The sequence below is a fragment of the Agrobacterium sp. CG674 genome (genome assembly GCF_053521645.1).
Genome location: NZ_JBNWDZ010000001.1, coordinates 1,053,530 through 1,067,275, shown reverse-complemented (window position 1 = coordinate 1,067,275; position 13,746 = coordinate 1,053,530). Strand labels below are relative to the sequence as shown.

The window sequence follows — 13,746 nt, the reverse complement described above, 5'->3', positions numbered from 1 at the left end:
CGGTGGGCTTTTTTGTGGGTGTTGGGGGCTGCACCGGCAGAGGATATCTACCGCGTTCTGCTCGTGGAGATGTGGTTGGATCCTCGGGTCAAGCCCGAGGATAACGTCGTGGGTCGTCCCTGCCCTTACCCGCCAAATTTGCCGCTGCGGGGGAAGCCCTTGGGCACGGTGCGGCCTGCGGTGGCGCGGTCGGCCATCCATTCTACCAGTTCATCGGCGTTTTTGGAGAAGGAGCGTCCGGCGCTGTCTTCCCATGTCAGGCCGCTGGCCAGCGCGAAGCACTTGATGTCGGAAATGCCGCCATCCTTGTAGCGTTGCAGGCGCACGCCCTTGCCACGTGACATTTCCGGCACTTGCGAGAGCGGGAATGTGAGCATCTTGCGGTTTTCACCAACAACGGCAACGTGGTCACCAGTAACAGGCACCAGCATCTTCATCTCATCCGGCATGGCAACATTCATGATCTGCCTGCCCTTGCGGGTATTGGCCACCATTTCCGTTTCCGCAATCACGAAGCCATTTCCAGCCGTAGACGCCAGCAGCAGTTTGCGCGATGGGTCATGCACGAAGGCGCTCAGAATATCCTGATCGTTCTCCATATCCACCATGATACGCACCGGCTCTCCATGGCCGCGCCCACCGGGCAGCTTGTCCGCACCCAGCGTGTAAGCCTTGCCGCCTGTGGTTACCAGCAGCAGCTTGTCCGTGGTCTGCGCCGGGAAGGCCAGCTTCGGGCCATCGCCTTCCTTGAAGGTCAGCGTCGAGGTATCGGCCATATGGCCTTTCAGCGCCCTGATCCATCCCTTCTGGGAAATGACGATGGTGACGGGTTCTTTCTCGATCATGGATTGCTGAATGGCATCCACATCCGCCGTCGGTGCCATGGCAAACACGGTGCGGCGTGCGCCAAGCGCGGTAGCCTTGGCGTATTTCTTCTTCACATCCTCGATTTCACCCGAGACCGTCTTCCACTGCTTTTCCGGCGATGCCAGCAGCGACTCGATTTCGGCCTTCTCGCTGCTCAGACCTTCGAATTCCGTGCGGATCTCGAATTCTTCCAGCTTACGCAAGGAGCGCAGGCGCATGTTGAGAATGGCTTCGGCCTGAATATCGGTCAGCTTGAACCGCGCCACCATGACGGGCTTCGGCTCATCTTCCTCACGGATGATGGCGATGATCTCATCGATATTGAGATAAGCGATGAGAAAACCGCCGAGAATTTCAAGGCGACGGTCAATGGCGGCCAGGCGGAAGCGCGAGCGGCGCAGCAGCACATCGCGGCGGTGGTCCAGCCATTCCTTCAACACTTCGTTGAGTGCCATGACCTTGGGCACGCGGCCCATGGACAGGACGTTCATGTTCAGCGGAATGCGGTTTTCCAGATCCGACAGACGGAACAGCGATTCCATCAGCAGCGTGGCATCGACGGTGCGGTTCTTTGGCACCAGCACCACGCGCACGTCCTCGGCGGATTCGTCGCGCACATCTTCCAGCAGGGGCAGACGGCGGGCCAGAAGCAGCTCGGCGATCTTTTCGATCAACCGTGATTTCTGAACCTGATAGGGAATTTCGGTGATGACGATCTGGTAGCCGCCGCGGCCAAGATCCTCGATCTCCCACTTTGCACGAACGCGAAACCCGCCGCGTCCGGTCTTGTAGGCCTCGATCATGCTTTCGCGGCTCTCGGTGATGACGCCGCCTGTTGGCAGATCTGGTCCCTCGATGCCACCTCTTTCCGGATGAGCGGGATCGAACATCAGATCTTCGACCGTCGCATCCGGGTTCTTGATCAGCCGAAGGGCCGCATCGCACAGCTCATGCGCGTTGTGCGGCGGAATGGACGTGGCCATGCCCACGGCGATGCCGGAGGAACCGTTGGCCAGAAGGTTGGGAAACGCGCCGGGCATAACGACCGGCTCTTCGTCTTCCTCATTATAGGTCGGGCGAAAATCGACCGCATCCTGCTCGATGCCTTCGAGCAGGAGAGCTGCGACATCCGTCATGCGCGCTTCGGTGTAACGATAGGCGGCTGCGCCATCGCCATCGATGTTGCCGAAATTGCCCTGGCCATCGACAATCGGGTAGCGCTGGGAAAAGTCCTGCGCCAAACGCACCAGCGCGTCATAGACAGACTGGTCGCCATGGGGATGGAATTTACCGATCACGTCACCGACGATACGGGCGCATTTCTTGAAGGCGGAATTTGGCCGAATGCCCATCTCGCTCATGGCGTGAATGATGCGGCGGTGCACCGGCTTCAAACCATCGCGAACGTCCGGCAGCGCGCGGTGCATGATGGTCGACAGGGCGTAAGCCAGGTAACGCTCTTCCAGCGCTGCCTTCAGGTCAACAGGTATAATATTGTCGTCGTCTCCGCCGGACGGAGGAAGCAGATTTTTTCCCATAGTTCCTGACTAGCGGAAAGGGTTAATTGCGGCAAGAAACAAGGGCTTTTCGCCTGTGGATGACCGCCACTCAGCGTGTATTTTCCTTTGACCTTGTTTTTATGCCGCAATTCAGCCATTCGTTGCATCTTATGAATGGAATATACCGGCGCTCATCATACGATATAGATGCACCATTTCAGCTTCAACATGCCTGTTTTTCGTACCTGTAGGGAAGAGATAGAATGAGACTTCAGACAACCCGCAATTTTCTGTTTGCCAGCGCCGCGGCAGTCGCTTTCGCGTCGCCTGCATTCGCACTTGACGGTGCAGACGTCCTCAAGAAAATCAACGCCGCTTATCACGTTCAGGGCGCGGAAATCGGCGCGAAGTCCGTTACTGTTGATGGCTCCACGGTCAAGCTCAGCGGCGTTACCTTCGCAGCGAGTGCCACCAAGGAACAGGTGATCCCTGTCGGCGACGTCACGCTTGAAGGCGTTGAGGAAGACAATGGCGGCTACACAATCGACAAGATGAGCTTCGACAACGTGAAATACGCTCACGAAAATGTAGCCGTTGATGTGAGCGATATCTACGTTTCCGGCGTTGTCGTTCCGGCAGATCCAACCACTGGCACAGTGGATTCCATGATGCTCTATGATGAGGCCCATAGCGGCCCCGTCTCGGTCAAGGTGGATGGCACGGAAACCTTCTCGCTCGCCGAAACAACAACGACGCTGACGAAAAGCGAAGATGACAGCACCATCAGCTTCGATCTGAACGCGACTGGCTTCAAGGCCGATCTCAGCAAAATCCAGGACCCTAAGTCCAAGGAAGCCATCGACAAGCTCAAGGTGCAGACGCTATCCGGCGAAATGACCATGAGCGGTTCGTGGGAACTCGCACCAGGCACGCTGACCATCGATGAATACGCAGTCGACCTCAAGGATGTCGGCCGTCTCAACATGGCGTTCAGCTTCTCCGGTTACACGCTGAACTTCATCAAGACGATGCAGGATGCGGTCAAGGCGCAGGCCGAAAATCCGAACAAGGAACAGGCAGATCAGGCCGCCGGTCTCGCCATGCTTGGCCTCATGCAGCAGCTCAGCTTCAACAGCGCCGAAATCAGCTTCGATGATGCCAGCATCACCAAGCGCGCCATCGATTACGCCGCTGGCGAACAGGGCATGTCGGGCGAGCAGCTGTCGCAGACCATCAAGGGCATGGTTCCGCTCATGATGGCGCAGCTTAACGTACCGGAACTGCAGAACGCCGTTTCCGCAGCCGTAAACGCCTATATCGACGATCCGAAGAACTTCACAATTTCCGCAGCCCCTGAAAAGCCCGTCCCCTTCCCCATGATCATGGGTGCAGCCATGGGCGCGCCAAACACCATTCCAAAGGTGCTGGGCGTAACGGTTACGGCCAACGAATAGTCTTTGATACAAAAGCTTCGAGCCGCCCTGTGAACACTCGCAGGGCGGCTTTTTTGTGCGCGTATTTTTCCGAAAAACAAAAAGGGCCAGCGTTTCCGCCAGCCCTTTTTTCTAAACGCTCAGTATTGCGTATCAGTCTTTCTTCGGCGTCGGCACGACGCGTAGCGCCAATTCGCGAAGCTGCGTTGGCGTGGCTGGTGCCGGGGCGTTCATCAGAAGGTCCTGCGCCTGCTGGTTCATCGGGAACAGCGTGACTTCGCGCAGGTTCTTGGTGCCGGTCAGCAACATCACCATGCGGTCCACGCCAGCGGCCATGCCGCCATGTGGAGGCGCGCCGTACTGGAATGCGCGGTAAAGGCCGCCGAAGCGGTCTTCCACGTCCTGCTGGCTGAGGCCAACCTTCTCGAAGGCCTTGACCATCAGTTCTGGCGACTGGTTACGGATCGAGCCGGAAGCGATTTCGTAGCCGTTGCAGACCATGTCGTACTGGTAGGCCTTGATCGTCAGTGGATCCTGGTTTTCCAGCGCGTCCATACCACCCTGCGGCATGGAGAACGGGTTGTGAGCGAAGTCGATCTTCTTTTCTTCCTCGTTGTATTCGAAGAACGGGAAGTCAACGATCCAGCACAGCTCGAAGCGGTCGCGGTCTACGAGGTTCAGTTCCTCGCCAGCGCGGGTGCGGGCTTCGCCAGCAAACTTGTAGAACTTGGCAGGATCACCGGCAACGAAGAAGGAGGCATCGCCCGCCTCGAGACCGAGCTGAACGCGCAAGGCTTCCGTGCGCTCTTCGCCGATGTTCTTGGCAAGCGGGCCGGAGCCAACAACCTTGCCGTCTTCTTCCTTCCAGAAGATATAGCCGAGGCCCGGCTGGCCCTGGCCTTGCGCCCAGGCATTCATGCGGTCGCAGAATGCTCTGCTGCCACCGGTCTTGGCTGGAATGGCCCAGACTTCAACCTTCGGGTTGGAGGCGATCATGTTTGCGAAGACCTTGAAGCCGGATCCGGCAAAATGGTCTGTCACAGCCTGCATTTCGATAGGGTTGCGTAGGTCCGGCTTATCGGAGCCGTAGGTGCGGATCGAGTCGTCATAGGCGATGCGGCGGAAGTTCTGTGTAACAGGCTTGCCTTCGGCAAACTGTTCGAACACGCCGCGAATGACGGGCTCCATGGTTTCCCAGACGTCTTCCTGCGTCACGAAGCTCATTTCCAGGTCAAGCTGGTAGAATTCGCCCGGCAGACGGTCTGCACGCGGATCTTCATCGCGGAAGCACGGTGCGATCTGGAAATAGCGGTCGAAACCGGCCACCATCAAAAGCTGCTTGTACTGCTGCGGCGCCTGCGGCAAGGCGAAGAACTTGCCTTCGTGAATGCGGCTTGGCACGAGGAAGTCGCGCGCACCTTCTGGTGAGGATGCCGTCAGGATCGGAGTGGAATATTCAGCAAAGCCGATATCGCCCATGCGGCGGCGCATGTCGGAGATGATCTGCGTGCGCTTGACGATGTTCTTGTGCAGCGTATCGCGGCGAAGATCGAGGAAGCGATACTTCAGGCGCACATCTTCTGGATAGTCAGGCTCACCGAACACCGGCAGCGGCAGTTCCTTGGACGCGGCCAGCACTTCGATTTCCTGAGCGTAAAGCTCGATTTCGCCGGTCTCCATTGTCTTATTGACGGTGTCTTCCGAGCGCGCCTTGACGAGACCATCAATACGGATGACCCACTCGCCGCGAACGACTTCGGCAGACTTGAAGGCCGGGCTATCGGGATCGGCAACGACCTGCGTGATGCCATAATGATCGCGAAGGTCGATGAAGAGAACGCCGCCGTGATCTCGTACGCGATGGACCCAGCCGGACAGGCGAACGGTTTCGCCGACATGCGACTTGCGGAGTGCGGCACAGGTGTGGCTGCGGTAACGATGCATTTTATGATCCTGAAGAATACAGCGGCAACGGTCTGCCGCTCTTTCGAAAATTGGCCGGAAAAGCGCATGACTGACCCGATTTGTCAAGGTAAAGCGCAATTTCCATAGCCCTCTTTGCACCCCCACCACGCAGAGCGCAATCATCATTATGGATGATGTGACAGGCAAATTTGCAATTTATGGTCACATTAGGTGCGGGAAACTTCGCATGTGAGCCAAGAAACGGCTTGATCATATTGACATGGGCCGACCAAAGGGAAAGTAAGACGGATCGATTTCCGTGACTGGCTGAATGACGCAATGATTGAAACGACAACAGCACTCGCCGAAGCCTGCAAGGAACTGGCGAAATCCGATTTCATTACGATTGATACGGAATTTCTTCGCGAGACGACTTTCTGGCCGCAGCTTTGTCTGGTGCAGATGGCAAGCCCGACGCTGGAAGTGCTGGTTGACCCGCTTGCGAAAGATATCGACCTCACGCCTCTTTTCGAGTTGATGGCCGATACGAGCGTCATCAAGGTATTCCACGCCGCCCGTCAGGATATTGAAATCGTCCACCATCTTGGCGGACTTATCCCTCATCCTATTTTCGATACGCAGGTTGCCGCCATGGTTTGCGGCTTTGGCGACTCGATTTCCTACGATCAGCTGGTCCAGCGGATCAAGAACGTCCAGATCGATAAGTCCTCACGCTTCACGGACTGGAGCCGTCGACCGCTAACCGAAAAGCAGTTGGATTACGCGCTGGCCGATGTCACCCATCTGCGTGACGTCTATCTCGCCTTGAAAGCGCAGCTGGAGCGCGATGGTCGCTCCTCCTGGCTCAAGGAAGAGATGGATATTCTCGAATCGGTCGAAACCTATGACATGCATCCCGATGATGCGTGGCTGCGGTTGAAGTCGCGTCTGCGCAAGCCAACCGAACTCGCCATTCTCAAATTTGTCGCTGCATGGCGCGAACGGGAAGCGCGCTCGCGCAACGTGCCGCGCTCACGCGTGTTGAAGGATGATGCGATTTTCGAGATTGCCCAACAGCAGCCGAAAGACACTGACGCACTGTCACGTCTCCGCACCATCCCCAAAGGTTGGGAGCGCTCCGCATCCGGCGTGGCCATTATTGAAACGGTGAATGCGGCACTTGCCCTGCCAAAGGGCGATATGCCGCAGGCTGCCCGCCAAAGCCATTCCCCTGAGGGATCAGGTGCAGCGGTTGAGCTGTTGAAGGTTCTTCTGAAGCTGACTGCCGATAAACACGGCGTTGCCGCCAAGGTTATTGCCAATAGCGAAGATTTGGACAAGATCGCATCGGAAGGCGAAAAGGCCGACGTTCCCGCTCTTTCCGGCTGGCGGCGTGATCTGTTCGGCGAACCGGCATTGAAGCTTATTCGCGGTGAAGTGGCACTTCGCTTCGCTGGCAAGAAAGTGGAAGCACTGGAGCTTCCGACTGCCGAAGAGACTGCCTGACAAAGGCTCCGCCCCTGCGCCACAAAGCCGTTTGAGATTGATGCAAGTCCGTCACAGACGGTTTCTTTGCCGTGACATTACCGAAACATCACTTTTGGCCTGATCATTTCCGCAATATGCTTCACGCCTAACGGGAATCATACCGATGCCCCGCCATGGATGGTAGTTCCCACTGCGTCCCCTTGCCGAACAAAGAGGCTGGATGAGAAAATTTCTCGCAATGCTGGATTATGTCATGCTGTTTCTGGCGGTTTCCGGGAGCGGTGTGGCCTATGCATTTCTGGAATATGGCGGCGGCGCCCTTATCGGCGCGACCTATGCGCTGTTTGCCTGCGCGCCCATTCTCGCCTTCGAGCGCGGCTACATCATGCCCGGGCTTTCGCGGCGCATCAGCATGCTACCGACCCCAGCCTATATCGCATTTGGCCTCGTCATCTATGCCATTCTGGTGTTTTGCGGGTTTGGCCTTGGGGGCACCATTCTGTGGGCCACGGGCATCTTGCCGACGAGTTGGCGCAGCGCTGTTCATGCAGAAATGCAGACGCTTCTGTTTACGCTGGGCGTATGCGCCATTATCGTCTTCATCATGCGCGTGCGGGAATTGCTGGGCCGCGATATCTTCATCGACCTCATCCTCGGTCGTTATCGCCGTCCGGTCAGTGAAGAGCGTGTCTTCCTGTTTGTGGACCTCGTCGGCTCCACCTCCTTTGCTGAAACCCACGGTGATCTTCGGGCGCAGGAATATCTGGGTGAACTTTTTTCGGTTTACGCGGGTCCGGTCCGGCGGCACGGCGGCGTCATCGATGATTATATCGGGGATGCGGCCATCATAACGTGGCCTTACCATATGGCGATCCGCCGCGCGGCCTGCATCAATTGCGTTTTCGATATTCTGAAAGCCATCGAGAACAATCGCGCCGAATGGCTATCGCGTTTTGGCACGGTGCCAAAGCTGCGATTCGCCGTTCATGGAGGCCCGGTCATCACGGCTGAAATCGGCGTCGATCACCACAAGATCACCTATTTCGGAGACACCGTTAACACCACGGCACGGCTGGAATCACTCAGCAAAATGCTGGGTCATCCGATCCTGATCTCGTCCGATCTTGCCCATCAATTGCTGCTGCCGAAAGGCGTAAAAAGCGAGTATCTGGGCGAACATGCCGTGAAAGGCCGCGGGCAGACACTCGGTGTCTGTGCCCTCAGTTCCGCTGAGATCATCGCCTGACGCTCGCATGTGCATAAGCGTCATCAAATCTTCAACCCGGGTTCAAGCCTTTGTCATGAAGCGTGCCTAACGGTCCATGCATTGCAAATGCAGACACAAGTCTTGCATTGCAGATGCAAACCAAAGGTAATGTCATGAAAAAGACCCTCCTGGCCTCCGCAGCCATTCTTGTGCTCGCCACCACCTCAAGCTTCGCGGCGGAGAAGGAATTCCCTGCAAAGCTCGTGTCACAGGCGGTGTTGCCGGCAAACACGATCATCGCGCCCCCTGCCGATGCGCCTGAGCATCTGAAGACATCGGGCAAGTTCACGACAGCGGATCGCAAGCGCGCCGAAGGCATGAGCACTGTTGCGGGCAAGGATGGCGTGCGCAAGACCGGCTTGTCCATGCCGTTTGCCGGCCAGGCCATGCAGGGCTTTTCGGGCATCAAGACGATGAGCGACGGCACATTCTGGAGCCTGTCCGACAACGGTTTTGGCTCCAAATCAAACTCCAGCGATTCGATGCTGATGCTGCATCACCTGAAAATCGACTGGGCCAATGGCAAGGTCGATGCGCAGGAAACCGTTTTCCTGTCCGACCCGGACAAGAAGGTACCCTTCCCCATCGTCATGGAAGGCTCCGAGAAGCGTTATCTGACCGGTGCGGATTTCGATGTGGAATCAATCCAGCCGACAAGCGACGGCTTCTGGGTGGGCGAAGAGTTTGGCCCCTATGTCCTGAAGTTCACCCGCGATGGCAAACTCACCGATGTTGTCTCGACCAAGGCTGGCGAGATCGACGTGAAATCCCCTGACCATCCGGCACTCACGCTTCCTGCCAATCCAACTCAGAAGCTGCCTGCCTTCAACCTGAAGCGTTCCGGTGGCTTTGAAGGTCTTGCCATGTCCAAGGATGGCACAAAGGCTTACGGACTGCTTGAAGGTCCGCTGTACAATGCTGAAGGCCAAGTGGAGAAGACTGAGGATGGCGCAACCGGCCTTCGCATCATCGAGCTGGATGTTGCTTCCAAGAGCTGGACTGGCCGCACATGGCTCTACCCGCTGGCAGATGGTGGCGAGGCCATTGGCGACTTCAACATGCTGGATGATACGACGGCGCTGGTGATCGAGCGCGACAATGGCGCTGGCACAGCGGACAAGGCCTGCGCCGATCCGAAGAAGCCGGAGGAGAATTGCTTTGCAGTTCCGGCCAAGCTGAAGCGCATCTACAAGATCGAAATGAGCGACGCGAATGTGGGCAAGGCCGCACGCAAGATCGGCTATATCGATCTCATGAAGATCTCTGATCCCGATGGCAAGGCACGTCAGGGCAGCGCAAACGGCATTTACACAATGCCGTTCGTTACCATCGAGAACGTAGACCGCGTGGACGCGACGCACATCATCGTCGGCAATGACAATAACCTGCCGTTCTCGGCTAGCCGCTCCCTGGACAAGGCAGATGACAATGAGTTCGTCCTGCTTGAGGTCAAAGACCTACTCGACGCGAAGTAATCAGTGAAAGAGCGAAGCCCCCAACATGTGTTGGGGGCTTCGCTTCAAATTCCATTACTCGAACACGAATGCCAGCTTTTTGCCTGTCAGCTTCGAAAGCTGCTGCAACCGGCCCTCAAGCCGCTCGCCTGCAAAATCGCAATATTCATGCGGGACGACGAATTCGAGATCGATACCGTCCTGCTCGGACCGGCGGAACTTCAGGTGATCGACAACGCCCGGCATGGATGCGGAAAACAGATAGATGACCCGAAGCAGACCACCCAGCAGCTTGGCAAGCTCCTGCATTCTCTCACCCGCAATCGATGTCAGGTGTTCGGTCGTGCCATTATCGTTGAGGCCTTCGAAGCGATAATAATTTGCAAGCGCTATATAGGCGCGCCCCGGATGGGTAATGGCGATGAAGGACGAATGCGCGATGATGTTGAGCGCCTGCAACCCACGATAATCGGGATGGGCGCGCCAGCTTATATCAGCCAGAAGGCACGCCGCCTGACGATACCGTGCCTCGTCCTCGGTCTCATCGATGCCGAAAATTGGCACAGTCCGCCCGCTCCAGTCGGCAAGCTCGCGTGCGTGTTCTGGGGATCTGGCGCGAAGGATTGCCAGTTCATCTGCGACGACAAGAAGGGGATCCGACGCCTGCTCAGTCTCAGGCAGCAATGAATATAGATAGCCTTCACGGACGCCCTGAGCGGAAAACGCAATCTTTGCCGGCTTCATCACTTCCAGCACTTCGCGCATGGCGACCGCGCCGAAGGGAAGCAATGTGCGGCGGTTTTTTGACACCGCTTGCCAGGCAGGATCTTTGCTGTCCTTTGAGGCAATGACCTCATCCAGAAAGCTCAGCATATCCGCGAGCGGCAATTCATAGCCCTGCATCATGTGCAGGGCGTAGCCGGTAATTTCCATGTGCAGCTTGGCAATGTTGCGCCATGTGCCGCCCACCGCATAGAATGTGCGCCCCTCGCCCTTTGCAAGCAGCTTGGCCGTCTTGACCTGCTTCTTCGTGTAAGCCGCAGCCTTCTCGATGGAGCCGCCCGAATGTTCCGACAATCGCAAACCGCCGAGCGGCAGGGTAATGCCATCGCCGCAGGTTTTGCCCCTGATGTCGATCAATTCCAGCGAACCACCACCCAAATCACCGGCAATGCCATCAGCATCGTGGAAACCGCTGATCACGCCATAGGCGGAATAGAGCGCTTCCTTTTCACCCGATAGAACCTCGATCTCGCAGCCGAGAATGCTTTCAGCATCGCGAATGAAGTCGGGGCCATTGGATGCTTCACGGGCGGCGGCTGTGGCCAGCACATAGAGCTGTTTCGCCTGCGCCTGCTCCGACAGAGCACGGAAACGGCGCAACGCCGCAAGCGCACGTGTCACCCCTTCTTCATCCATGCGCCCGGTCAGTGCGAGGCCTTTACCCAGGCCGCACAGGACTTTTTCATTGAAAAGCACCGCTGGGGCGCGCGAGAGTCCCTCATATACGACGAGACGAACAGAGTTCGAACCAATGTCTATGACGGAAACGGGGGCGAGACCAGTAAGGCGCCCCTGTGCTTCTGATCGTGTCATTCAGCCTGTTTCTTGCGGGCGGAGACCAGCCCGGCAATCAGTTTGGGCGCACTGGATTTCAAGGCTTCACCACGTCCCGACAGGCTTGGATTGGTCATGAAATAGTGCTGCGCGTTGAACGGTTCCTCGCCCTTGCGCACCTCGATGCGCCTAGACGTACCGTCCGGCAGTATCTCGTAGCTCTGCTGGTTGTCAATGAGATTGCCCAGCATGATCTGCGAAAGAACCTGCTCATGCACAGTCGGATTGACCAACGGCACCATGGTTTCAACACGGCGATCCAGGTTGCGCGGCATCATGTCTGCCGATCCGATGTAGACGAGCGCCTTGTCGGACGGCAGGCCATGGCCGTTGCCGAAGCAGAAAATACGGCTGTGTTCGAGGAAGCGTCCGACGATGGATTTCACGCGGATATTGTCAGAAAGGCCCGGCACCTGCGGGCGCAGGCAGCAGATACCGCGAATGACCAGATCGATCTCCACACCGGCTTCACTGGCGCGATAGAGCGAGTCGATGATTTCAGGGTCCACAAGCGAGTTCATCTTCATCCAGATTGCCGCTGGAGCACCATTTCTGGCGTGTTCCGCTTCATCATTGATGTGCTTGAGAATGCGCGAGCGCATCGTATAGGGCGAAACGGCCAGTTTCATGCCCTCTTCAGGCTCACCGTAACCGGTGATGAAGTTGAAGATATTCGCCATGTCATGCGCGATCTTCGGATTGCAGGTGAAGAACGACAGGTCTGTATATACCTTGGCAGTGACCGGGTGGTAGTTACCGGTGCCAAGGTGGCAATAGGTCCGCAGCTTGCCATCTTCACGGCGCACGACCATGGACATCTTGGAGTGGGTCTTGAGTTCGATAAAGCCGAACACGACCTGAACACCAGCGCGCTCCAGATCTCGCGCCCAACGAATATTCGCCTCTTCGTCGAAACGTGCCTTCAATTCCACCAGCGCCGTCACCGACTTGCCAGCGTCGGCAGCGTCGATCAATGCGCGAACGATCGGGCTGTCATTCGAAGTGCGGTAGAGTGTCTGCTTGATGGCGAGCACGTCAGGGTCACGTGCCGCCTGCAACAGGAACTGCACGACAACGTCAAAGCTCTCATAGGGGTGGTGAACCACCATGTCCTTTTCGCGAATGGCCGCAAGGCAGTCGCCAGCATGTTCACGCACACGCTCCGGGAAGCGGGCATTGTAGGGCTCAAACTTCAGGTCATCGCGCGGTGCCTTGACGATTTCCGAGATCGTGTTCAGCGCCAGCAAGCCCGGCAGAACGGCGACGCGGTTGTCTGGCACGCCCAATTCGTGAACAACGAACTGGCGAAGCGTTGGCGGCATTTCACTGTCTGTCTCGATGCGAATAACGGAGCCGCGACGGCGACGCTTCAATGCGCTTTCGAAGTAACGGACGAGATCTTCCGCCTCTTCCTCAAGCTCGATATCGCTGTCACGGATAATGCGGAACGTGCCGAAGCCGCGCACCGTGTAGCCAGGATAGAGCCTGTGGATGAAGAGGCCGACCACATCTTCGAGAGTGATATAGCGGATCGCACCGTTCTCGTCCGGCAGACGGATGAAGCGATCAAGTGCGGGCGGCAGACGCAGAAGCGCCGTCATCGGCTCGCGGCCATTGACGCTATCAAGTTGCAAGCCCATCGAAAATCCCAGATTGGGAATGAACGGGAAAGGATGCGCAGGATCGATCGACAAGGGCGTCAGAACCGGGAAAATCAAAGCCTCGAACTCGTTTTCCAGCCAAACGAGGTCCTGCTCGGAAAGCGCAGCCGGGCGAACGATGTAGATGTTTTCCTTGCCCAGATATTGCTGGAGAACGGCAAGCGAAGCCTGTTGCTCCATCTGGAGATTGTCGATCTCTTTCAGAATATTCTCAAGCTGCTCGGCGGGTGTCTTTCCATCCGGCGACTTGACGGTCACGGACTGGCGTACCTGCCCTTCGAGGCCAGCGACGCGCACCATGAAGAACTCATCCAGGTTGGCAGCGGAAATCGACAGGAAGCGCAGACGCTCCAGCAGGGGGTGGTCAGTGTTCAGCGTTTCTTCAAGAACACGGCGGTTGAATTGCAGCCAGGAAAATTCCCGGTTTACAAAGCGCGTCGGGCTATCCCACAGGTTCGCGACCTCTGCTGCTGCCTGCGTGCCATCGTTCGAACCGTCCTGCACTGCCGAATCCATAAAATATCCCCCGCCCTTTAAAACCGGTTTCTCGAGGCC

General features: G+C 57.2%; 8 protein-coding genes. 4 read left to right on the top strand and 4 right to left on the bottom strand.

Going from position 1 to position 13,746, the window contains the following annotated elements:
• Nucleotides 1–125: 125 nt before the first annotated feature.
• Nucleotides 126–2,405: a DNA topoisomerase IV subunit A gene (gene parC, locus ACQZ51_RS05200; protein ID WP_448775669.1), complete on the bottom strand. Its 2,280-nt coding sequence runs from the start codon at nucleotides 2,403–2,405 to the stop codon at nucleotides 126–128.
• Between the two features lie 224 nt (nucleotides 2,406–2,629).
• Between parC and ACQZ51_RS05195 the strand changes: the two genes are divergently transcribed.
• Nucleotides 2,630–3,820: a hypothetical protein gene (locus tag ACQZ51_RS05195; RefSeq protein WP_448775668.1), complete on the top strand. Its 1,191-nt coding sequence runs from the start codon at nucleotides 2,630–2,632 to the stop codon at nucleotides 3,818–3,820.
• A gap of 132 nt (nucleotides 3,821–3,952) precedes the next feature.
• On the opposite strand, the gene aspS is transcribed toward ACQZ51_RS05195, so the two are convergent.
• Nucleotides 3,953–5,743: an aspartate--tRNA ligase gene (gene aspS, locus ACQZ51_RS05190; protein WP_448775666.1), complete on the bottom strand. Its 1,791-nt coding sequence runs from the start codon at nucleotides 5,741–5,743 to the stop codon at nucleotides 3,953–3,955.
• Between the two features lie 300 nt (nucleotides 5,744–6,043).
• On the opposite strand from aspS, the gene rnd reads away from it, so the two are divergent.
• The 3 genes from rnd to ACQZ51_RS05175 all read left to right on the top strand — a co-directional run bounded on the left by rnd (nucleotide 6,044) and on the right by ACQZ51_RS05175 (nucleotide 9,934).
• Nucleotides 6,044–7,210, top strand: a complete 1,167-nt coding sequence (gene rnd, locus ACQZ51_RS05185) for a ribonuclease D (RefSeq protein ID WP_448775665.1) — start codon at nucleotides 6,044–6,046, stop codon at nucleotides 7,208–7,210.
• 202 nt (nucleotides 7,211–7,412) lie between these two features.
• Nucleotides 7,413–8,438 carry an adenylate/guanylate cyclase domain-containing protein gene (locus ACQZ51_RS05180; protein ID WP_448775663.1) on the top strand — a complete coding sequence of 342 codons (1,026 nt, stop codon included), beginning with the start codon at nucleotides 7,413–7,415 and terminating at the stop codon, nucleotides 8,436–8,438.
• A 134-nt stretch (nucleotides 8,439–8,572) separates the two neighbouring features.
• Nucleotides 8,573–9,934, top strand: a complete 1,362-nt coding sequence (locus ACQZ51_RS05175; RefSeq protein ID WP_448775661.1) for an esterase-like activity of phytase family protein — start codon at nucleotides 8,573–8,575, stop codon at nucleotides 9,932–9,934.
• A 54-nt stretch (nucleotides 9,935–9,988) separates the two neighbouring features.
• Here ACQZ51_RS05175 and ppx read toward each other — a convergent pair whose 3' ends face one another.
• Nucleotides 9,989–11,509, bottom strand: a complete 1,521-nt coding sequence (gene ppx / locus ACQZ51_RS05170; protein ID WP_448775659.1) for an exopolyphosphatase — start codon at nucleotides 11,507–11,509, stop codon at nucleotides 9,989–9,991.
• The gene (locus ACQZ51_RS05165) at nucleotides 11,506–13,707 is read right to left on the bottom strand and encodes an RNA degradosome polyphosphate kinase (protein ID WP_448775657.1); all 2,202 of its coding nucleotides are present in this window, start codon (nucleotides 13,705–13,707) and stop codon (nucleotides 11,506–11,508) included. The genes ppx and ACQZ51_RS05165 overlap by 4 nt, the downstream gene beginning before the upstream one ends.
• Nucleotides 13,708–13,746 lie beyond the last annotated feature (39 nt).